This window comes from Brevundimonas sanguinis, from assembly GCF_029636725.1.
In the GTDB taxonomy this organism is placed as follows: domain Bacteria; phylum Pseudomonadota; class Alphaproteobacteria; order Caulobacterales; family Caulobacteraceae; genus Brevundimonas; species Brevundimonas sanguinis.
In genome coordinates this window covers 307,672-327,319 of sequence record NZ_CP116770.1, presented here as the reverse complement: position 1 = coordinate 327,319, position 19,648 = coordinate 307,672, and the positions used below count along the sequence as shown (strand labels likewise).

At 69.5% G+C, this 19,648-nt stretch carries 20 protein-coding genes; 5 read left to right on the top strand and 15 right to left on the bottom strand.

The features are described from left to right. The first annotated feature begins 195 nt into the window (after positions 1-195). Positions 196-1,587 carry a metallophosphoesterase gene (locus PIB44_RS01565; protein WP_278070198.1) on the top strand — a complete coding sequence of 464 codons (1,392 nt, stop codon included), beginning with the start codon at positions 196-198 and terminating at the stop codon, positions 1,585-1,587. A gap of 16 nt (positions 1,588-1,603) precedes the next feature. Here PIB44_RS01565 and PIB44_RS01560 read toward each other — a convergent pair whose 3' ends face one another. The 3 genes from PIB44_RS01560 to chpT all read right to left on the bottom strand — a co-directional run bounded on the left by PIB44_RS01560 (position 1,604) and on the right by chpT (position 3,579). Continuing rightward, positions 1,604-2,416, bottom strand: a complete 813-nt coding sequence (locus PIB44_RS01560; protein WP_134582034.1) for a CheR family methyltransferase — start codon at positions 2,414-2,416, stop codon at positions 1,604-1,606. Further along, on the bottom strand, positions 2,413-2,805 hold the full coding sequence (locus tag PIB44_RS01555) for a response regulator (RefSeq protein WP_029972356.1): 393 nt from the start codon (positions 2,803-2,805) through the stop codon (positions 2,413-2,415). Before PIB44_RS01555 ends, PIB44_RS01560 begins: the two co-directional genes overlap by 4 nt. Before the next feature lie 69 nt (positions 2,806-2,874). Continuing rightward, positions 2,875-3,579 (bottom strand): histidine phosphotransferase ChpT, encoded by a 705-nt coding sequence (chpT, locus tag PIB44_RS01550; RefSeq protein ID WP_376787724.1) that lies wholly within the window; start codon positions 3,577-3,579, stop codon positions 2,875-2,877. A 77-nt stretch (positions 3,580-3,656) separates the two neighbouring features. Here chpT and cysQ point away from each other — a divergent pair, with 77 nt between their 5' ends. Next, the gene (gene cysQ, locus PIB44_RS01545; protein WP_278070196.1) at positions 3,657-4,466 is read left to right on the top strand and encodes a 3'(2'),5'-bisphosphate nucleotidase CysQ; all 810 of its coding nucleotides are present in this window, start codon (positions 3,657-3,659) and stop codon (positions 4,464-4,466) included. 10 nt (positions 4,467-4,476) lie between these two features. Here the strand turns inward: cysQ and PIB44_RS01540 are convergent, their stop codons facing one another. Genes PIB44_RS01540 through map form a run of 5 tightly spaced genes read right to left on the bottom strand, consistent with a single transcriptional unit; the run spans position 4,477 to position 7,817 of the window. Beyond that, positions 4,477-5,364 carry an aldo/keto reductase gene (locus tag PIB44_RS01540; RefSeq protein ID WP_278070195.1) on the bottom strand — a complete coding sequence of 296 codons (888 nt, stop codon included), beginning with the start codon at positions 5,362-5,364 and terminating at the stop codon, positions 4,477-4,479. Positions 5,365-5,367: 3 nt separating this feature from the next. After that, positions 5,368-5,610, bottom strand: a complete 243-nt coding sequence (locus PIB44_RS01535) for a BolA family protein (RefSeq protein WP_134582031.1) — start codon at positions 5,608-5,610, stop codon at positions 5,368-5,370. Positions 5,611-5,665: 55 nt separating this feature from the next. Then, positions 5,666-6,232, bottom strand: a complete 567-nt coding sequence (locus PIB44_RS01530; protein WP_278070194.1) for a GNAT family N-acetyltransferase — start codon at positions 6,230-6,232, stop codon at positions 5,666-5,668. Continuing rightward, complete coding sequence (radC, locus tag PIB44_RS01525) at positions 6,229-6,969, bottom strand: RadC family protein (RefSeq protein ID WP_025976540.1); 741 nt, start codon at positions 6,967-6,969, stop codon at positions 6,229-6,231. The genes PIB44_RS01530 and radC overlap by 4 nt, the downstream gene beginning before the upstream one ends. 26 nt (positions 6,970-6,995) lie before the next feature. After that, positions 6,996-7,817, bottom strand: a complete 822-nt coding sequence (map, locus tag PIB44_RS01520; protein ID WP_025976539.1) for a type I methionyl aminopeptidase — start codon at positions 7,815-7,817, stop codon at positions 6,996-6,998. 149 nt (positions 7,818-7,966) lie between these two features. Here map and PIB44_RS01515 point away from each other — a divergent pair, with 149 nt between their 5' ends. Both PIB44_RS01515 and PIB44_RS01510 read left to right on the top strand, forming a co-directional pair. Next, the gene (locus tag PIB44_RS01515; protein WP_278070193.1) at positions 7,967-8,746 is read left to right on the top strand and encodes a competence/damage-inducible protein A; all 780 of its coding nucleotides are present in this window, start codon (positions 7,967-7,969) and stop codon (positions 8,744-8,746) included. A 171-nt stretch (positions 8,747-8,917) separates the two neighbouring features. Beyond that, the gene (locus PIB44_RS01510; RefSeq protein ID WP_278070192.1) at positions 8,918-10,219 is read left to right on the top strand and encodes an OmpP1/FadL family transporter; all 1,302 of its coding nucleotides are present in this window, start codon (positions 8,918-8,920) and stop codon (positions 10,217-10,219) included. Positions 10,220-10,296: 77 nt separating this feature from the next. Here PIB44_RS01510 and PIB44_RS01505 read toward each other — a convergent pair whose 3' ends face one another. Together PIB44_RS01505 and PIB44_RS01500 are read right to left on the bottom strand one after the other, a co-directional pair. Then, on the bottom strand, positions 10,297-11,112 hold the full coding sequence (locus tag PIB44_RS01505; RefSeq protein ID WP_278070191.1) for a siderophore-interacting protein: 816 nt from the start codon (positions 11,110-11,112) through the stop codon (positions 10,297-10,299). Beyond that, positions 11,109-11,732: a PadR family transcriptional regulator gene (locus PIB44_RS01500; RefSeq protein ID WP_278070190.1), complete on the bottom strand. Its 624-nt coding sequence runs from the start codon at positions 11,730-11,732 to the stop codon at positions 11,109-11,111. Before PIB44_RS01500 ends, PIB44_RS01505 begins: the two co-directional genes overlap by 4 nt. Positions 11,733-11,836: 104 nt before the next feature. On the opposite strand from PIB44_RS01500, the gene PIB44_RS01495 reads away from it, so the two are divergent. Beyond that, positions 11,837-12,577 carry a dienelactone hydrolase family protein gene (locus PIB44_RS01495; protein ID WP_278070189.1) on the top strand — a complete coding sequence of 247 codons (741 nt, stop codon included), beginning with the start codon at positions 11,837-11,839 and terminating at the stop codon, positions 12,575-12,577. 1 nt (position 12,578) lies between these two features. Here the strand turns inward: PIB44_RS01495 and PIB44_RS01490 are convergent, their stop codons facing one another. The 5 genes from PIB44_RS01490 to glnD form a co-directional block, all read right to left on the bottom strand. Beyond that, on the bottom strand, positions 12,579-13,043 hold the full coding sequence (locus PIB44_RS01490) for an OsmC family protein (protein WP_278070188.1): 465 nt from the start codon (positions 13,041-13,043) through the stop codon (positions 12,579-12,581). Next, entirely contained in the window at positions 13,040-13,765 is a 726-nt protein-coding gene (locus tag PIB44_RS01485) for a GNAT family N-acetyltransferase (protein WP_278070187.1), read from the bottom strand. The genes PIB44_RS01490 and PIB44_RS01485 overlap by 4 nt, the downstream gene beginning before the upstream one ends. Before the next feature lie 100 nt (positions 13,766-13,865). Continuing rightward, positions 13,866-14,903, bottom strand: coding sequence for a tryptophan--tRNA ligase (trpS, locus tag PIB44_RS01480; protein ID WP_278070186.1), 1,038 nt, complete (start codon positions 14,901-14,903; stop codon positions 13,866-13,868). 173 nt (positions 14,904-15,076) lie between these two features. After that, positions 15,077-16,768 (bottom strand): murein biosynthesis integral membrane protein MurJ, encoded by a 1,692-nt coding sequence (murJ, locus tag PIB44_RS01475; RefSeq protein ID WP_278070185.1) that lies wholly within the window; start codon positions 16,766-16,768, stop codon positions 15,077-15,079. 30 nt (positions 16,769-16,798) lie between these two features. Then, a complete protein-coding gene (glnD, locus tag PIB44_RS01470) occupies positions 16,799-19,501 on the bottom strand; it encodes a [protein-PII] uridylyltransferase (protein WP_278070184.1) in 2,703 nt (900 codons plus the stop codon). Positions 19,502-19,648: the final 147 nt, after the last annotated feature.

Genomic DNA, 19,648 nt, shown 5'->3' with positions numbered 1-19,648 from the left:
GCCCCTAGGCCCGAAGCCGAGCTGTTTCCAGCCCAGAAGCCCCGCCCCGCATGAACCTTTCGCGACAGGGACACAGGCCGAGGGAAACCGGCGTTCGATTCCTTCCCGACCCGGTTGTGACATTGAGCCCTGCGGCAGGACATGCAAAGCAGATCGGCTGCGCCCGACCCTTGCTGAACGCCGCAGGAGACGCTCATGCCCCCCGTCGCCCCCTCCCGCCGACGTTTCCTCGCAGGCGTCGCCGCCCTGCCCCTGATCGGCGCAACGCCCGCGTTCGCTGCCGATCAGTCCGCCCCGGATGTCGGCCGCGCGCGCGCCCGAGTTGTGGCCCGAGTGTTGGCCATGTCCGACCTGCATTCGGCCTATGAGCGCAGCGCCCAGGTTCTATCCGCCCTGCGCGCCGAAGTCCGCCGCCAGTCGGTTCCGCACCTGATCGCCCTGGACGGCGACATCTTCGAGCACGGCAACGTCGTCTCGGTGCGGTCCCAAGGCGCGATCGACTGGGCGTTTTTGGCCGCCTTGCCATCCATCGCGCCGACGGTGGTCAATCTGGGCAACCACGACAATGATCTGACGCCGGACTTGCACGCCGTGGTCGCCCGGATGCAGGGCCTGGGGATCAGCGTCATCAGCAACATCATCGACGCGCGCACCGGTCAGCCCTACGCCCCGGCGGCGACCGAGATCGCCTTGGGCCAGCGGCGCCTGCGCATCATCGGCTTCGGCACGAATTCGCTGAACACCTATCCCAAGAACAGCCGCGACTGGCTGTCGATCCCCGATCCGACCGACTGGGCGCGCGCCCACCTGCCGCCGCTTCTGGACGGCGCCGACCTGACGCTGGTGATGAGCCACGCCGGGGTGGCGGGCGACCGGGGGATGCTGTCCGCCCTGCCCGACGGCGCCCTGATGATCGGCGGACACAACCACCTGCTGTTTCAGGAGCCGCGGGGCCGCGGCCTCTACGCCCACACCGGATCGTGGAACAACGCCTATACGGCGGCCGACTATCTCAGCGATGGAAGCGTGCGGGCCCAGTCGCGCAGCGTCGCCCTGGACGGTCCCGCCGACCCGGCTCTGGCCGCCCTGATCCGCGCGACGCTGGCGCAGCATCTGAGCGCGCAGGAACGCGCCGTCCTGGGGACCAGTCCCGCCGCCCTGTCGCTGGGCGACACCGGCCGCGCCGTGGCCGCCGCCTTCGCCCGCTTCGCCGGAGCCCAGGCGGGCTTTATCGGCCATACGACTCTAGGAACGGGCCTGCCCGCCGGGCCGATCAGCCGCTACGCCTTCGACGCCGTGGTGCGGTTCGACGGCAAGCTGATGGCCGCCGAGGTTCCGGCCGCGCGTCTCAGCGAACTGACCGCCCTGGCCAATCAGGACCGCGTCATGCCGTTCGCGCGACGCACCGGCGACTTTGTCTATGGCGCGGTCCAGGGCGACGAGAAGCGCGATACGATCCGCATCGTCACCACCGACTGGTGCGCCCTGAACCAGCAGGAGTATTTCGGCGTGGCCGATCTGGATTTCACCGAGGTCCCCGGCCCCGGCGTCAAGGCCGTCGCGGCGCAGGGCCTGCTGCAGGCCTGAGCGTCATTCCTGAACGTCAGGCCGCCCGGCGATAGGCCGAGGGCGACTTCACATAGAGGCCGCGCCGTCCCGCCACGGGCCTGAAGGCGACGCTGTCGCCGTCGGGGCGCTCGTCCGCGCCCAGGAACAGGCAACCGTCATCGACCAGCCCCCGCTCCAGCCCGTCCAGCAGACGCGGCCGGCGCTCCGGCGTCATGTCGCCGAGCACGTGGCGGCAGAAGATGATGTCGAACCGCCCTTCGTCAGCCGGCGCGTCCAGCAGATTGGCGCGTTTGAAGGTGACGGCTGCGCGCAGTTCCGGCCGCGCCCGCCAGTGATCGTCCACCTGTTCGAACCAGCGCAGCATGGTCCGCGCCGACAACCCCCGCTGGATCTCGAAGGAGCTGTAGAGGCCCGACAGGGCCTTCTCGATCGCCTGACGCGACAGGTCGGTGGCCAGCACCTCGACCCGCGCCCCGGCCTCAAGGGCGGCGATGGCCAGCGAATAGGCTTCCTGACCCGATCCGGCGCCCGCCGACCAGATCCGCACCGGCCCGCCGCGCGCCGCCGTCAGGGCGGGCAGCAACTCGCGCTCCAGCACCTCGAACGCCGCCCGGTCGCGCCGGAACCAGGTCTCGGCGTTCAGCAGGGCTTCGATCACCCCCCAGCCGAGCGACGCCACCGGGCGGCTCCACAGGCTGGCCAGCATGGCCTCGACGTTGTGATAGCCTTCACGACGCGCGACCGGTCCCAACCGATGCTCGGCCAGCTGCATCCGCTCTCGCGACAGGCGGTATCCCGCGCGCGAGGCCAGCAGAGCTTGAAGGCGGTCGAAATCCTCCGGCGTCATGACGGCGTCTGAATCGCTCCCACTTCGGCGAGCTTGGACTGCAGGATGTCGCCGTCGAACGGCTTCATAACATATTCGTCCGCCCCGGCGGACAAAGCTTCGGCGATGCGGTCGGCGCGCGTCTCGACCGAACAGAACAGCACCTTGGGCTCCCGCCCGTCCGGAAGGGCGCGCAGACGGCCCAGAAAGGTCATCCCGTCCATGATCGGCATCTGCCAGTCCAGCAGCACGACGTCCGGCATGGCGCCGACGCAGGCCTCCAGCGCCTCGGCGCCGTCAGCCGCCTCCTGCACCTCGAAAGCGAGGTCTTCGAGGATGCGCCGGGCCACCTTGCGGATGATCCGGCTGTCATCGACGATCAGACAGGTCTTGGCGTCCACGGGACTCATTCTCGCGAAAAGCGAATAACGACGATATTCACGCCAGAATGGTCTGACGCCGGTTAACGTAAGGTTGGTCTAGTCCGCCAGAGGCAGGCGGGCGATCAGGGCGACACGGCCGTCCTCGACCGTCGTCTCCAGCCGCCCCCCGGCGTCGCAGGCCGTCAGCCACAGCCAATAGGGCTGAATCCACTGCCCGGCGAGACCCTCCGTCAGACGCTCGCCCTTCAGCCCGGTCAGAGCCTCGGCCTTGAGCCGCGCCCGCGCGCCCTCGGCCGAACCGATCAGGATCAGTTGGCCCCCTTCGCGACGCACGGCGACCGTGGCCGCTCCGCCCATCGGCAGGGCGCCGACCGTCAGATAGGCCAAGTTCAATAGGGCGCGCGCCTGAAGCTTGCTGAAGACCTCCTCGCCGACGCGCCAGTCCAGCGTCGCCCGCCCGCCGTCGGTCAAGCCCGTCAGCAGGCCACGCAGCTCCGCGCCGGAAAACTGCTCGCTGGAGGTCGCCGCGCCAAAGGCCACGCGGGCGAAATGGACCAGGGCCACCATCTTGGCCGCGCTCTGGCGAATCAGCCCCAGGGCGTCGTCGCGCATGTCCTGGGCGCTGGGGTCGTCCAGAAGGTCCAGACCCGACATCACCGCGCCCGCCGGGCTGATGAAGTCATGGCACAGCTTGGCCGCGATGAAGGCGGCCAGCTCCGCCCCGTCTACAGGCAGGCTGGCGTCGGGCAGGTCGGCGAGGGAGGGCGATGAAGTCAGGTCGGACACGGCGTTCGGCGGCAAGGTTTGCAAATCGTTAAGGCCAAGGTGGCCTGATTTGCCGGTTCTTGAAACCGGCCGCATGGGTTATCGGGTGCGGCATGACTGTCCCCGCCTCCCCCTCCGCCTTCGCCGAACTTGAAGACGATCTCGTCTCGGGACGGCTGACCGACGCCCTGGCCGACATCGCCGAAGAGGCGGCCCAGCTGATCCTGCCCTACTGGCGCGCCGGGACGACGGCCGAGATCAAGGCCGACGACAGCCCCGTCACCGCTGCCGACCGCGCCGCCGAGGCGCTGATCCTGCAACGTCTGACCGCCCGTTGGCCCCAGGTTCAGGCCGTCGCCGAAGAGGCCGCCGCCGCCGACGGCCTGCCCCCCTCGGTCGGCCAGTGGTTCTGGCTGATCGACCCGCTGGACGGCACCAAAGGCTTCATCCAGGGACGTGAAAGCTACACCGTCAACATCGCCCTGGTGTGCGGCGACGCCGTGGTCGCCGGCGTGGTGACGGCGCCGGCTCTTGCCCTGACCTGGCGCTCCGTGGCGCCGGGCGAAGGCGCCCAACGCCGCGCCTTTGGCGAGGCCTGGAAACCGGCGCGCGTGCGCGAGCGCCCTCAGGACGCCACCGCCCTGGTCAGCCACAGCATCAGCGACGAAGACGCCGAACGCCTGGCCGGCCGCAACGGCTGCCGGCTCTGGCAGGGCATGGATTCCTCTTTGAAGTTCTGCATGATCGCCGAGGGCCGCTACGACGCCTATCCTCGCACCGGCCCGACCTGCGAATGGGATACGGCTGCGGGCCAGGCGGTGTTGGAAGCCGCCGGCGGCCGCGTCGTGGCCGAGGACGGCCGCCCCCTGGCCTACGGCAAGCCGGGCTTTCTGAACGGTCCCTTCTCGGCCATCGGCGCCTGAAAGGGCGGCGTCAGACCAAGGCGTCGACGCGCGCCATCTCGATCTGGGCCGACAGACCGGCGGGCAGGTCGCGCTCCGGCGTCGCCGCCAGCTTTTCCAGCTCCGCTCGGTCGCGCGGCCGGATCAGGACGCTCGACACGCCCGGGTCGGTCAGGGCGTAGGCCAGGCAGATGGCCTCGGCGGTCCAGCCGCGCGTCTGGTGCAGGAAGGCGAAGGAGCCGCGCTGCGTCTCCTCGACCGGCGCCCGCCCGCCCAGGCCGAACAGGCCGCGCTTCTTGGGGGCCCCGGCCTCGGCCGCCTTTCGTTCGGTCGACAGGCTGTCGGGGAAATAGCCGTAGACGAACAGGCTCATCTGCCGCTCCAGCGCGGCCCGCATCCGGGCGCGCACCCGCCATTCGATATTGGCGTGGAAGGGGGTGAACAGGGCGTCGAAGGCGCCGGTCGAGACATAGAGGTCGCTCACCGCCTCATCGCTCGACACGCCGAGCATCCGCACATGGCCCGCCTTGCGGATCGCCTTCAGCGCGGTCAGGGCGGCTTGCGGCAGCTCATTCTCGCCCGGGCGGTCCAGCACGGCCAGATCGAACCAGCCCAGACCGGAGGCGTGCAGTCCCTGCTCGATCTCGCGCCCCAGGCTGATCGGCGAGAAATCACGCCCGACGCCCAGGCTCACGCTGGCGATGACCAGACGCCGCTCGACATGGCCCAGGGCCTCGCCCGCCGCTCGCAGCAGCGCCGGATCGGCGCTGTCGAAATGGTAGGCGTTGATGCCCGCCTCCAGCGCCGCGAAGATCATCTGGCGCACATGCGCCCCGCCGCGCGCCGCCGCATCCGCCCCCAGGCACAAGGTCAGATTGGAGACAGCCGCCCCCGAGACGCCGAAGGGGCGATAGCGCATGGGTCAGCCCGCCTCGGCCGGGGTCGAGGTCTCCAGCGCCAGAGCGTGCAGTTCGCCGCCCATCTTGCCCTTCAACGCCGCATAGACGAGCTGGTGCTGGCGCACCCGGTTCAGACCGCGAAACGCCTCGGACACGATGCGGGCGCGATAGTGGTCGCCGTCGCCGGCCAGATCCTCGATGGCGATGTCCGCGTCGGGGAAGGCCTCGGTCAGATGGGCGCGAAGATCGTCGGCGGACATAGGCATGGGAAAAGCACTCCGGAAGGCGACGGGGCGGCGAACCGGCCCGAGAATGTAAAGCTTACCCGGCCCCGCCGGTCCTGTCAGCCGCCCCTCCGACCGCCTCGGTCGGCCCGCCTTTGACCCGCTCGAACAGGGTGACGACCGAGCCCTTGTAGTCGGCATGGCCATAGGGGCGGTAGCCGACCCGTTCCGCCAGACGGATGGAGGCGGCGTTGTCGGGGGAGATCATGCAGACGGTGCGCGGCTCAGTCCTGTGCTCGTCCGTCCAGGCCAGCGCCGCCTGCAAGGCCTCGCGCGCCATGCTGCGCCCCTGAAAGGCCGGCGCCACGCCCCAGCCGAGCTCCGGCGCATCGAACGGCGGCGTCATGTCGCGACGATAGTCCAGCACGCCGACGCTGCCGACATAGGCGCCCGTCGCCGTCTCGCGGATCGACCAGTTGCCATAGCCCTTGACCTGCCAGTGGCCGACATCGCGCAGCAGGCGAAACCAGACCTCCTCCTCCGACAGGCCGCGCCCCATGATATGGCGGGTGAAATCGGCGTCGGCCCACAGGGCGGTCAGGTCGTCCATGTCGCCCGCGGCGACGGGCGTCAGCGTCAAACGCTCAGTCGAAAGCACAGTCACATCAGTCCCAATTGCTTGAAGCTGGCCACGCCTTCGCGGCCGACGATCAGATGGTCATGCACGGTGACGCTGAGGGCGCGCGCCGCTTCGATCACCTGCTTGGTCATGTCGATGTCCGCCCGGCTGGGTGTCGGATCGCCCGAGGGGTGATTATGCACGATGATCATGGCGCTGGCCGACAGCTCCAGCGCCCGGCGCACCACCTCGCGCGGATAGACGGGGGCGTGGTCGACCGTGCCCCGGTTCTGGATTTCGTCGAGGATCAGCTGGTTCTTCTTGTCGAGGTAAAGGACGCGGAACTGCTCGCGCGGTTCATGCTGCAGCGACAGGCGCACATAGGCCAGCAGCGCCGTCCACGACGAGATGACGGTGCGCCGGTTCGCCTCCTCCTTGGCCACCCGGCGCGAGACTTCATGCAGGGCGGCCAGGTCCAGCGCCGTCTCGGCGCCCACCCCCTTGGCCCGACCGCGCGAATCCTCGGCCTTGACCGTCATCAGATCCTCGACCGAGGCCGCCAGCACCGCCGCCAGCGATCCGAACCGGGTCAGCAGGGCCTTGGCCACCGGCTTGACGTCGCCCTGCGGCTGGCTGCGGAACAGGAAGAGCTCCAGCAGCTCATAGTCGGGCAGATGATGCAGGCCCGCCGTGCGCGCGCGTTCGCGCAGCCGCTCGCGATGACCGGCGTGGTGCGGCTTGGCCTTGGGTTCCGACGATTTTTCTGGCGGTTGATCGAGCATCAGCCTCCCCCGAGGGGGAGACTAGCTCAGAATTTCGGGCGGAACAGGCCCTTGGGCGAGGCGGTGAAGATTTCCAGCCCGTCCTCGGTCACGCCGATCGAGTGTTCGCACTGCGACGACAGCGATTTGTCGCGGGTCACGGCGGTCCAGCCGTCCGACAGCACCTTCACCGCCGGCTTGCCCAGATTCACCATCGGCTCGACGGTGAAGAACATGCCCGGCTTCAGCACCGCGCCCTCGCCGCGACGGCCGTAGTGCAGGACGTTGGGGCTGTCGTGGAAGACCCGGCCGATGCCGTGGCCGCAGAAGTCGCGCACCACGCTCATGCGCTGGGCCTCGACGAATTTCTGGATGGCGAACCCGATGTCGCCGAAGGTGTTGCCCGGCTTGATCTGGGCCAGGCCGAGATCCAGCGAGTCATAGGTGACGTCGATCAGCCGCTTGGCGCGGGCGTTGATCTCGCCGACCGCATACATGCGGCTCGAATCGCCATGCCAACCGTCGACGATGACGGTGTGGTCGATGTTGACGATGTCGCCTTCCTTCAGGACCTTGTCGCCGGGAATGCCGTGGCAGACGACGTGGTTGATCGAGGTGCAGACCGTCTTGGTGTAGCCCTTGTAGCCGAGGCAGGCGGGCGTGCCGCCGTTGTCCAGGGTGAACTCGCGCACCAGATCGTCCAGCTCGCCCGTGGTCACGCCCGGCTTCACATGCTCGCCGATCATGTCCAGCGCCTCGGCGACCAGGCGGCCGGCCTTGCGCATGCCCTCGAACCCTTCCGCGTCATATATGCGGATTTCGTGGCTGCGGACGAAGACGTCGGTTTCCAGGTCGGGGGTCTCGTACATGCTTGGCTTTCGGGGAGGCGCGCTCCGCAATCAGGCGGACCGGGCGAAGAAACGGCTTTCAGGACTTCAGATGGTCAGACTAGCACAAAACCTCAAGCCCGTCAGGGTTCGCCGCTGACGCAGGGGCCTTGGTTTCCTATGTAGGGGCCATGTCCAAGCTCTCGCCCTCCCCCACCGCCGCCGTCCTGATCATCGGCGACGAAATCCTGTCAGGCCGCACCCGTGACAGCAATATGAACACCCTGGCCCGCTTCCTGGCCCCGCTGGGCGTCGATCTGATGGAGGCCCGGGTGGTCGGCGACCGTCAGGACCAGATCGTCGCGGCCCTGAACGCCCTGCGCGCCGCGCACGACTATGTCTTCACCACCGGCGGCATCGGCCCGACCCATGACGACATCACCGCCGACGCCGTCGGCGCGGCCTTCGGCGTGCCGGTCAGCGAACACCCCGAGGCGCTCGCCATCCTCGAGCGCCGCTATGCGCTCGGCGAGTTCAACGCCGCCCGCCGCCGCATGGCCCGCGTGCCCGAAGGCGGCGTCCTGATCGCCAATCCGGTCAGCGGCGCGCCCGGCTTTCAGGTCGACAACGTCTTCGTCATGGCGGGCGTGCCCAAGATCATGGAGGCCATGCTCGACGACGTGGCGCCGCGCCTGAAGACCGGCTCCCCGGTGCATAGCCGCAGCCTTCGCGTCACCGGCGTGGGCGAAGGCGCGGTGGCCGACATCCTGCGCGCCGCCGCTGAGGCGCGGCCGCACCTGTCCTTCGGCTCCTATCCCTTCGGCTTCAGCGGGGACCATAAGCCCAGCGAGATCGGCACCCAACTGGTCATCCGCGGGAGGAACCAGCCGGAAGTTGACGCAGCCGAACACGATTTAGCCGACGACCTGCGTTCGGCAGGCATCGAAATTGCCCTTACGTCACCTCACTAAGGTGTGAAATTGCGCACCTTTTGCGCCACGCTTTTGCCGGGAAGCCGTCCGACACCAGCCTTGGACGCAACGCTTTCATGACACGGACGCTGTGATGGCGGCGTGGCGGCTCTCCCCGAACAAAGGCCGTCCGCTTTTCAATGGCCGGCCCTCGACATAGGTGAAGCGTAAATGACCCCCAGGAACATGGCCCGCCTCGGCGGCCTGGCTCTGACCACCGTCCTGATGACGGGCGTGGCGGCCCCGGCCCTCGCCGGCTCCTTCTATCTGCAGGAACAGTCCGTGCGCGGCGCCGGCCGCGCCTTCTCCGGCGAGGCCGCCGATCGCGGCGTCGGCTCGCTGTGGTGGAACCCCGCCTCGATCGCGCGCAGCGGTCGCGAACTTTCCGTCGGCCTGCACGCCATCAAGATCGACTCCGAGGTGCGCAACACCGGTTCCTACGTCACCTATCCGGGCGGCGTGGACGTGCCGGTGGTCAACCCGCGCAACACCGAGGTCGACCCGATCGAAAGCGGCCTGGTCCCGAACTTCGCTTTCGCCACCCCGATCGGCGACCGCCTCGCCCTGGGCGTCTCGGTGGCGGCCCCGTACAACTTCACCACCAAGTACGAGCAGGGCTCCTTCGCGCGCTATGACGCCCTGACCTCGGAGCTGCGTTCGGGCGACGCCAGCCTGACCCTGGCCTATCAGGTCAACGACTGGCTGGACGTCGGCGCCGGGTTGAACGCCCAGTACGTCAAGGCCAAGCTGACCTCGGCCATGCCGTCGGTCTCGCCCCTGCTGCCGGACGGCTCCTCCTCGCTGGAAGGCGACGGCTGGGACTTCGGCTGGAACGTCGGCGCCCAGGTCCACAAGGGCCCGTGGGACTTCGGCCTGTCCTACCGCTCCAAGATCGAGCATGAGCTGGACGGGGATATCGCCATCGCCCTGACCGGCCCCCTTGCGCCCAACAGCGTCACCACCAGCGGCACGGCCAGCTTCAACACCCCGTGGTTCGCCTCGGCCTCGGTGCGTTACGCCGTCAACGACAAGCTGACGCTGAACGCCCAGGTCAACCGCATCGGCTGGTCCGAGTTCCAGGCCATCACCGTCGAATATCCGAACGGCGGCGACGTCATCCATCAAGACTACAAGGACGTCACCACCGGCGCCATCGGCCTGGACTACGCCCTCAGCGACAAGACCACCCTGCGCGCCGGCGTCGGCTATGACCCGACCCCGACCCGCGACAGCCTGCGCACGGCCCGCATTCCGGACGCCGACCGCTGGCTGTTCTCGGTCGGCGGCTCGACCGAGGTGACGCCGGGCGTGACCTTCGATGCAGGCCTGACCTACATCGCCTTCAGCGACTCGACGATCCAGGACGACCGCGCCTTCTACGCCGGCACCCCGGCGGCCGTGACCTCGCACCTGCGCGGCGAGGCCGAAGGCTCGGCCCTGGTGGCCTCGATCGGCGCCCGCTGGGCCTTCTGATCTTCGCCTGAGCGCGTTTGATGGCGCCGACGCCCCTCCCCCCCGCTCGAGGGGGAGGGGTTTTTTGTGTCTGGCCTTCAGTCCTCGATCACATCGTTCGAGCCGACGCCGCCCAGCCGCCAGTAGCCGGCGACCTTCATCCATTTCGGGTTGAACGGCCGGGCGGCCAGCAGCGCCGCGCGCATCGAGCGGGCGACCGAGGATTCGCAGGCGACCCAGACATAGGCGTCGGCCGGGTCGATCCGCTTCGCCGCCGCGATCGCCGCCGCCGTCAAGGCTTCGGCCCCTCCGCGCGGGCCGCCGTTGCGATGGACCCAGACGATCCCGACGTCCGCCGGACTGGGCAGGTCCAGTTCGCCGGACGCATCGTCGACCTCGATGCAGGCGATGGCGCGCGCGCTTTTCGGCAGCTCCTCCAGACGGCGGGCGATGGCGGGGATCGCCGTCTCGTCGCCGACCAGCAGGTGCTCGGCGAAGCTGGTCGGAACCAGGAAGGATCCGCGCGGCCCGCCCAGGCCCAGTTCGTCGCCGGGCTGCGCGTCTTCGGCCCAGGCGGTGGCCGGGCCGCCGTGGCCGACAGCGAAGTCGATGGTCAGCCGACGGTTGGCGGCGTCGAACGCGCGCGGGGTGTAGTCGCGCGCCACTGGCCGGGGGTCCGGGAACACCGGCCCGTCTGGCCCCGACGTCGGCAGCGCCAACGGCTCGCCGCGCGGCACGGGGAAGATCTTCACGTGGTCGTCGAAACCGGGGCTGAAGAAGCCCTCCAGCTCGTCGCCGGTCAGCACGACGCGCTTCAGGACCGGGGTCAACTGCTCGACGGCTTGGACACGGGCGCGGCGGAATTTCAGCTCATGCCGCACGCGGCGCGGTTGTCTCAACAGGGCGTTGCTCATGCCTGTCTCACCTTTTCGGCTGCGGCTTCGATCATGTCGGCAAGAGCCTCGACCTGGGCTTCGCTGAGCGGCGGCTCCTGGGTCAGGCGATCATGCGTCGCGGCGCGGAAGGCCTCGATAGCCTGGGCGATGCGCGCCGGCCGGTCGGCGCGGCCGCCCAAGGCCTTCATCTTGCGCTCGGCGTGGGCCAGGGCCTCGGCGTTTTCAACCAGCAGGCGACGGCCTTCGTCGGTGACGGCGTAGCGCTTCTTGCCGCCGTCGGCGACGGCGTTCACGGCGCCCATGTCTTCCAGCAGCGCGAGGCTGGGATAGATGACGCCGGGGCTGGGCGCATAGGCCCCGCCCACTCGCGCCTCGATGGCCTTGATCAGTTCATAACCGTGGCTGGGCTTGTCCGCGATCAGCGACAGCAGCACCCAGCGCAGGGCGCCGTGTTCGAACATGCGGCCGCCGCCGCGTCGTCCGTGACCTTCGCCGCGCATCCGGCCCTCGCCCGTCCGCCGGGCTTCCGGGCGCATCGTCCGGCCATAGCCGCCGCAACCCAGGCCGCGCTCGGGTCCGTGCTCCCCGCCATGGCCCATGCCGTGGCCGCGCCTTCCGATCCTCTTGGGTCCTCTCATCTCTTCTTTTCTCATTTAGATATATCGAACCGACAACAGATATATCTGAATGAGCCAAGCGCAAGACCCCTTCCCTGAAAAGAACGGCGCCCTAGATTGCAGGGATGGACACCATCGCCGCTCGCTGGGCTCGGTTGCAGCCGCATGTGCAGATCGTCGGGCCTGACGACGACCGCCCGCGCCCGACGGTCCTGCTGTTCCACGGTTGCGGCGGTCTGCGCAGCCATCTGCCGCGCTATGCCGAGGCGGCGAAAGCGGCCGGCTGGCGCGCCGCCATCATCGATTCCTATGGTCCGCGCGGCTGGGGCCGGGCGTTGACGCTGACCATGGTGTGCACCGGCGTGCTGTTCCGGGGATATGAGCGGGCCGGCGATGTCCTGGCCGCCATCCACGGCCTGTCGCAGCGGCCGGACGTGGACGCTTCCCAACTGGCCCTGGCGGGCTGGAGCCACGGCGGATGGGCCATCATGGAGATGATGAGCGAGACGCCCGCCCCGCGCCGCATGGGCGTCGCCGACCCGGACGCCGTCGACCTGTCAGGGGTCAAGGCCGTGTTTCTGGCCTACGCCTATATCGGCCCTTGGGCCTTCAACCGGATGAAGCCGTGGCGCCGTCACCCGCGCGTCCTGGCGCTGACGGCGGGACGCGATCACCTGACCACGGTGCGCAACGCGGAACGGGTCAACGCCATGATCCGCGCGGGCGGGGCGCAGGTCGAAAGCTGGGTCGCCGACGGCACCCACGCCTTTGACGAACCGACCAACAACGGGCCGATGCGCCACCACCCCGACCTGACCGAGGAGGCCCTGCGCCGGTTCGGAGCCTTCCTGCAGACTGCAACCTAGGTCAGCGAGGCTCGATCCTGACCTCGGCGCGGATCGAGTTGGCGATGTAGCAGCTGTCGTGGGCGCGATGGTGCAGCTCGGCGAGGGCCGCCGCGTCCGGCGACGTGTCGCCTGACCAGATGACGGAGGGGCGCAGCGTCACCTCGGTGATCGACACCCTGCCGCGCTCGTCCTGGCCCAACGTCCCCTCGGCGTCGTCGCGATAGCTGTCGACGATGAAGCCGTCCTTGCGGGCATAGGCCAGGAAGAACAGCATGTGGCAACTGGACAGGGAGGCGACCAGGGCTTCCTCTGGATCGACCGCCGTCTCGTCCGACAGGGGCGGCGGCAACAGGGCCGAGGGCGCGGACGAACCGCGCACCACGGCCCCGCCGTCGAAGCGCCAGTCATGGCCGCGACCGTATTTGTTGTCGCTGAACCGCTGATCGCCTCGGCGCCATTCGACCGTCGCCCGATGCACGCTCATGTCCGCTCCTCCTGAGCCTCGCCCAACAAGGTATAGATCATGCGCGCCCGGGCCTGAAATCCCAGGCCGCGATAGAAGGCGATCGTTGCCTCATGCTCGGCGAAGGCGTGCAGGAAGGCCGCCTCGCCTGAGGCCAGGATCTCGCCGACCACCGCGCGGGACAGAGCCGCCGCATAGCCTTGGCCGCGATGATCCGGGTGGGTGCAGACACCGCTCAGCTCGGTGAAACCGTCCACCCGCAGCCGCCGCCCCGCCATGGCGACCAGCTGGCCCTCGCGCTTGACGCCGATGAACGGGCCCAGCTTGCGCGTCTGCGAGCGGAAGGGACCGGGCCGCGTCAGGGTCGCCAGCGCCAGCATGGCCGGCGCGTCAGCCTCGTCCAGCTCCTCGATGACGCCGTCCAGACGCGCTCCCGCCGGGCCGGCGGGCGTCAGCACCGTCGCCGTCATCTGCACCAGGCCGACCCGCGCGGCGATCACGGCGCCGTCGGGCAGGACGTCGACCATCGGCCCGTCCTCGCGCTCGACCAGGCCCCCGCCGGGATGGCGCCGGTCCAGCTCGGTCAGCGCCCGGCGGCTGTCCGGCGTCGCGTCGGCCGCCGCGAGGAACACCCCGATCTCAGGGTCGATGCGCACGGCGGCCGCTCCGGAATCCGGCGTGGCGAAGGGCGACAGACGCGTGGTCAGGGCGTTGAACACCGCCCGATCAAGAGGATGGCTCATGCCTCGACGCTCTAGGCGCGAGGACGCGGCGACGGAAGCGAGACTCGCATCGCCGCGTCCGAAACCCGCCGCTCAGCCCACAAGCATCAGCCCAGAAGCATCAGCCCTGCCAGAAGCCAACGATCTTCTTGACCTCGGCGATGGTCGGTTCGGCCACTTCGCGGGCCTTTTCGGCGCCGGCGGCCAGCGCGCGGTCGATCTCGGCCGGGTCGGCCATCAGGCGGCGCATCTCGGCGGTGACATTGGCCATCGACGACACAGCCAGCTCTGCCAGCTTCGGCTTGAAGGCGCCGAAGCCCTGCCCCGCGAACTCGGCCAGCACCGCCTCGCGCGTCGTGTCGGCCAGGGCGGCGTAGATGGCCACCAGGTTCTTGGCCTCGGGCCGGCCTTCCAGGCCCTCGACCGTTTCCGGCAGCGGCTCCATGTCGGTCTTGGCCTTGCGGACCTTGTTGGCGATGGCGTCGGCGTCGTCGGTCAGATTGATACGCGACAGATCCGACGGATCGGACTTGGACATCTTGGCCGCCCCGTCGCGCAGGCTCATCACCCGCGTCGCCGGGCCCTGGATCAGCGGCTCAGGCAGGGGGAAGTAGCCGGGCGCGTTGAAGTCGTTGTTGAACTTCTGGGCGATGTCGCGGGTCAGCTCCAGATGCTGCTTCTGATCCTCGCCGACCGGCACCTCGGTCGCCTTGTAGAGCAGGATGTCCGCCGCCTGCAGCACCGGATAGGTGTAGAGACCGACGCTGGACCGTTCCTTGTGCTTGCCCGACTTCTCCTTGAACTGGGTCATCCGGTCCAGCCAGCCCAGGCGGCCGACGCAGTTGAAGATCCAGGCCAGCTCGGCGTGGGCGGGCACCGCCGACTGCGGGAAGATGACGGCCTTGGCCGGGTCCAGGCCCGAGGCCAGATAGGCCGCCGCGATCTCGCGCGTCTGGGCGGCCAGCTTCTCGGGCTCCTGCCAGACGGTGATGGCGTGCATGTCGGCGACGAAGACGAACAGGGGCGCGCCCGTCTCCTGCAGTTCGGTGAAGCGCTTCAGCGCGCCCAGATAGTTGCCCAGGTGCAGGGCGCCTGAGGCCTGGATGCCGGACAGGATGCGGCGCGGGCCGGTGTATTGGGCCGGGGTCTGGTCAGTCATGATAGCGGATCTCGGAAATCGAAAGGCGGATGTCGGCGCACGGTTTCGCGTGCGAAAGGCGGGCGTGCGGAAGCCCGGGGCGGCGGATCAGCCGCGCCATCGTCCGTGAGCGAGAAATCGTCCCGAAAGCGCCATGTCCTCGCGCTTATCGGTTCGGGCTGCGAAGGGCAAGCTCACCGCGACCGCCGCACCAGACCCTTGACCTCGGCCATGGTCACGGCGCGGGTCAGGAAGGCTAGGACGACATAAGCCAGGCCGCCCGCCGCCACGACCAGCAGCAGGGTGATCTCCTTGGCGCCGTGGCTCGAACCCGCCATCGCCAGCAGGTCGGCGACCGGCGCCTGCAGCATCGGCCGCGCCCACGACGCCGCGCCGACCACCGCCGCCAGCCCCGCGCTGGCCAGGGCGATGCGGCCCAGACGCCAGACGGCGCGCGGGCTGGGCCGGTAGTGCTTGCGCCGCCACAGGGTTGCGCCCAGCAGCAGCACATTGGTCCAGGCCGAGGCGCTGACCGCCGCGGCGATGCCGGACACCCCCATGCCCAGGTTGAACAGGCCGATGGCCAGCACGGCGTTCACCGCCACCGAGATCAGGGCGAAGACCATGGGCCGACGCGTATCGCCCCGCGCAAAGAAGGCCGGGGCCAGGATGCGGATCAGCACGAAGGCGGGCACGCCCCAGCCGAAATGCAGAAGAGCCCGAGCCGTGTTGACGGCGTCGACCTGCAGGAAGGCGCCGCGCGTGAACAGGGCGTCGATCAGGAAATAGGGCATGGCCATCAGAGCGGCCGCCGCGGGCAGGGTCAGGGCCATCGACAGGATCAGCGCCTCGTCCATCGACGCCTGCTGCTGGACATGGTCCTTGGAGGCGACCGCCGAGGACAGCTTGGGCAACAGGGCGATGCCGATCGCCACCCCGACCAGACCCAGCGGCAGCTGATACAGCCGGTCTGCCGTCGCCAGCCAGGTGCGGCCGCCGTTCACGAAGCTGGACAGGTTGCCGGAGATGAAGACGTTGATCTGGGTCGCGCTGTTGCCGATGGCGGCCGGAATGGCGGTGATGATGATGGCCTTCACCGCCGGGGTCATCTTCGGCAGGCTGAGACGGATGTTCGCCCCCGCCCGGCGCGCCGCCCACCAGCACAGACCCGCCTGGGCCACGCCCGCGACCAGCACGGCCCAGGAGGCGGCATAGGCGGCCTCGATCTGGTCGCCCTTCACCGGGATGACGGCGGCCAGCATGATCAGGTTCAGCAGGATCGGATAGGCGCCCGAGACGATGAAGCGCCCCCGCGCGTTCAGCACGCCGCTGAGCAGGGCGGCGATCGCCATGCAAGGCAGGTATGGCATGGTGATCTGGGTCAGGATCACCGCCAGCTTGAAGCGCGCCGGATCGTCCAGAAAGCCGATGTTGATGACGGTCATCAGCCACGGCATGGCCAGCTGGGCGACAAGGGTCAGGGCCACGGTGACAGCGGCCACGGCGGCCAGGGCGTCGGTCGCCACCTTGTCGGCCGCCGCCTCGCCTTCGCTCTTCAGCGTCTTGGCGTAGGCAGGCACGAAGGCGGCGGCGAAGGCCCCTTCGGCGAAGATGCGCCGGAACAGGTTGGGGAAGTTCAGCGCCGTATAATAGGCGTCGGCCGCCGGTCCCGCCGAGGCCCCCAACGCCGCCGTGATGAGCAGATCACGCGCGAACCCGGCCAGACGGCTGAGCAGGGTCATGGCGCTGAAGATGGCCGAAGAGCGCGCCACTCCGCCCGCCTTGGCTGTTGCAGCAGATGCAGGCGGCTGGACGACCGGCTCGACCGTGGCATTTGCCGCAGAGATGGGCGCGGCCGGTTCGATGGGATCGGTCTTGTCGTTCACGGCTGTTCCTGCGCTCGGTCCCGCAACGCCTTAGCGCGCCTGCGGGCCGCTGGATACGGCCTTGCGGCCCAGTGCGCCTTCCAGATCCGAGACGTCACGCACGCTGGCGCGCACGGGCGTGATGCTGCGCCCGGCCGGGCCTTGCGGCGCGCGATCCAGCACCTCCAGCAGATCCGCCTTCAGCGCCTCCAACTTCGTCTTGCTCTTCGGTTTCCGGCCGTCCGCGTCGGTGATGTAGAAGCCGTCCACCGCCCGCTCGCCGAAGCTGGCGACGTGGGCCGAGCGGGTCGAATAGCCATGCGCCGAAATCGTCCGCGCCAGATCGGCCAGCAGGCCGGGGCGGTCGGCGCCCGAGACCTCGATCACCACGGCGCTTGTGCCCGTATCGGCGTCGATCCGCACCACCGGCCGCACATCGAAGACGGCGCGGCGGGCGCTGACGCGCGGCGCCTGCATGGCCGAGGTCCGGGCGCCCTTCAGCACCGCCCGCTCCATCGCCTTGACCAGAATGGCCAGCCGTCGCGGCTCGCGCCCGCCATAGGGTTCGCCCGCCCCGTCCTGAATCTCGAACACGTCCAGCGCCATGCCGTCATCGACCGTGGCCAACCGCGCCCCCACCACGTCTGCGCCCGCCATCGACAGGGTCGCCGCCAGATCGGCGAACAGGCCGGGCCGGTCGCGCGCCGCCACAGCCACGCGGGCGGTCGACTCCAGCGGCCCCTCGGCAGGGAGGGCCTCGACCGCCGCCCCCTCTCGCCGCGCCCGCTCGACCAGGGCCGGGTGGTCGGCCAGAGGGTCTTCGCGCGTCACGGCGTCGCCCCGGAACAGGGCCTCGGTCGCCTCGAACAGGGCGCGCATCAACTGCCCCTTCCAGCCGTTCCAAACGCCCGGCCCCACGGCGCGGATGTCGGCCACGGTCAGCACCATCAGCATCCGCAGGCGCTCTGGATCTCCCACCGCCTCAGCGAAGGCGCGCACGGTCGAGGGATCGGACACGTCGCGCTTCTGGGCGTAGTCGCTCATCAGCAGATGATGGCGCACCAGCCAGACGACCAGCTCGATCCGGCGCGGATCGACGCCCAGCCGCTCGCAGGCCCGGCGCGCGGCGATGGCGCCGTCTTCCAGCTGGCCCCGGTCGCCGCCCTTGCCCACGTCGTGCAGCAGCATGGCCAACATCAGGGCCTCGATATCGGCGATGCGCGGCACGATGGCGGTCGAGGCCGGATGGTCCGCCTTCAGCTTGCCGCGCGCGATATCGTTGATGATCCCCACCGCCTGCAGGGTGTGCTCGTCCACCGTATAGGCGTGGTACATGTTGAACTGGGTCTGGCCGACGATCCGTCCCCATTCGGGCAGGAAGCGGCCCAACAGCCCCGTCTCGTTCATGATCGACAGGACGCGATAGGGCCGCTGTCCATGCGCCAGCACCCTCAGGAACGCCTCGGCCGCGCGCGTGTCGCGCCGCAGGGCGGGCGTCACGAGCGTCAGCGACCGGATCACGGCGGCGAAGGCGTCGGGGTGCAGGTCCAGGTCCAGCCGGTCCGCCTCGACGAACAGCATCAGCAGCCGCGCCGGATCGCGGGCGAAGACGTTCGGCCCGGTGACGGTCAGCCGCCCTTCCTCCACCGCCAGACCGTCGAACGCCAGCTTGACCCGGCGGCGCCGGATCAGCCGCGACAGGCCGCGCGCCAGCCCTTCCGCCTTCTTCTGCTGACGCGCCTCCAGCTGGGCCGAGACGGCGCGGGTCAGGGCGCCGACCTCGCGCGCCACCTGGAAATAGCGGCGCATGAAACGCTCGACCGCCAGTTCGTCGCCGCGCCCCCGCCAGCCCATGCGCCGGGCGATCTCGGGCTGGACGTCGAAGGTCAGCTTCTCCTCAGGCCTTCCCGCGACCAGATGCAGCAGGATGCGCACCCGCCACAGGAAGCCGATCGCCTCGCGGAAGCTGCGCAGCTCACGCGCGGTCAGCAGGCCCTCCAGCGCCGCCTGCCCTCGCTCGCTGTCCGGCGCCAGCGAGCGGGCGATCCAGAACAGGGTGTTGAGGTCGCGAAGACCGCCCTTGCCGTCCTTGATATTGGGCTCGACGCGGTAGCGGACGGCGCCGGTTTTCTGCAGGCGCACGTCGCGCTCGGACATCTTGGCGGCGATGAAGGGGCGCGGGTCGGCGCGGGCGACTTCGCTACGGAACCGCTTCAGCAGGCTTTCGCCCAGGCCTGCATCCCCCGCCAGCACCCGCGCCTCCAGCAAGGTGGTGCGCACGGTCATGTCGTCGCGCGCCAGAGCCAGGGTCTCGCCTATGGAGCGGAAGGCCGAGCCGACCTTCAACCCCAGATCCCACAGGACATAGTGGACGAACTCGACCACCGCCTGGGCGCGCGGACTGATCGCCTGCCCCGGCCGGAGAAACAGCAGATCGAGGTCCGAAAACGGCGCCAGCACCCCGCGTCCATAGCCGCCGACGGCCAGCAGGGTCAGCCGCTCGTCCGGGGCCGGATGGGCCTGTTCGGTCGCGAACCGCCACAGGGTGGTCAGCAGGGCGTCGGCGGCCTCGGCGTAGAGGCGCGCCGCCTCGGCGCCGTCGGTGGCGCTTTCGGCTCGGCGGGCGGCGCGGGCGCGGTCGGCGTCGAAGCTTTCACGCAAGAGCGCGGTGACGGCGGCGCGCGGGTCCGGCGCCGAGGCAGCGTCGAGAACAGCGGGCGAGAGCGGGGGCGAGGCGGTCACGGCGTGAAGCATAGCACGCCCTCTTATTCCCGCTCATCCCGGCGGACGCCGGGATCCAGTCCTTTGGCTTTAGGCGCGCGCTTAGACATTGGCCGCTCCAGCCTTACCGATGGAGGACGAAGCTCTCACTGGATCCCGGCGTCCGCCGGGATGAGCGGG

Coding starts and splice junctions, on each gene's coding strand:
- PIB44_RS01565 (WP_278070198.1), top strand. CDS start 196: ATGCCCCCCGTCGCCCCCTCCCGCCGACGTTTCCTCGCAGGCGTCGCC.
- PIB44_RS01560 (WP_134582034.1), bottom strand. CDS start 2,416: ATGACGCCGGAGGATTTCGACCGCCTTCAAGCTCTGCTGGCCTCGCGC.
- PIB44_RS01555 (WP_029972356.1), bottom strand. CDS start 2,805: ATGAGTCCCGTGGACGCCAAGACCTGTCTGATCGTCGATGACAGCCGG.
- cysQ (WP_278070196.1), top strand. CDS start 3,657: ATGACTGTCCCCGCCTCCCCCTCCGCCTTCGCCGAACTTGAAGACGAT.
- PIB44_RS01540 (WP_278070195.1), bottom strand. CDS start 5,364: ATGCGCTATCGCCCCTTCGGCGTCTCGGGGGCGGCTGTCTCCAATCTG.
- PIB44_RS01535 (WP_134582031.1), bottom strand. CDS start 5,610: ATGCCTATGTCCGCCGACGATCTTCGCGCCCATCTGACCGAGGCCTTC.
- radC (WP_025976540.1), bottom strand. CDS start 6,969: ATGCTCGATCAACCGCCAGAAAAATCGTCGGAACCCAAGGCCAAGCCG.
- map (WP_025976539.1), bottom strand. CDS start 7,817: ATGTACGAGACCCCCGACCTGGAAACCGACGTCTTCGTCCGCAGCCAC.
- PIB44_RS01515 (WP_278070193.1), top strand. CDS start 7,967: ATGTCCAAGCTCTCGCCCTCCCCCACCGCCGCCGTCCTGATCATCGGC.
- PIB44_RS01510 (WP_278070192.1), top strand. CDS start 8,918: ATGACCCCCAGGAACATGGCCCGCCTCGGCGGCCTGGCTCTGACCACC.
- PIB44_RS01505 (WP_278070191.1), bottom strand. CDS start 11,112: ATGAGCAACGCCCTGTTGAGACAACCGCGCCGCGTGCGGCATGAGCTG.
- PIB44_RS01500 (WP_278070190.1), bottom strand. CDS start 11,732: ATGAGAGGACCCAAGAGGATCGGAAGGCGCGGCCACGGCATGGGCCAT.
- PIB44_RS01495 (WP_278070189.1), top strand. CDS start 11,837: ATGGACACCATCGCCGCTCGCTGGGCTCGGTTGCAGCCGCATGTGCAG.
- PIB44_RS01490 (WP_278070188.1), bottom strand. CDS start 13,043: ATGAGCGTGCATCGGGCGACGGTCGAATGGCGCCGAGGCGATCAGCGG.
- PIB44_RS01485 (WP_278070187.1), bottom strand. CDS start 13,765: ATGAGCCATCCTCTTGATCGGGCGGTGTTCAACGCCCTGACCACGCGT.
- trpS (WP_278070186.1), bottom strand. CDS start 14,903: ATGACTGACCAGACCCCGGCCCAATACACCGGCCCGCGCCGCATCCTG.
- glnD (WP_278070184.1), bottom strand. CDS start 19,501: ATGCTTCACGCCGTGACCGCCTCGCCCCCGCTCTCGCCCGCTGTTCTC.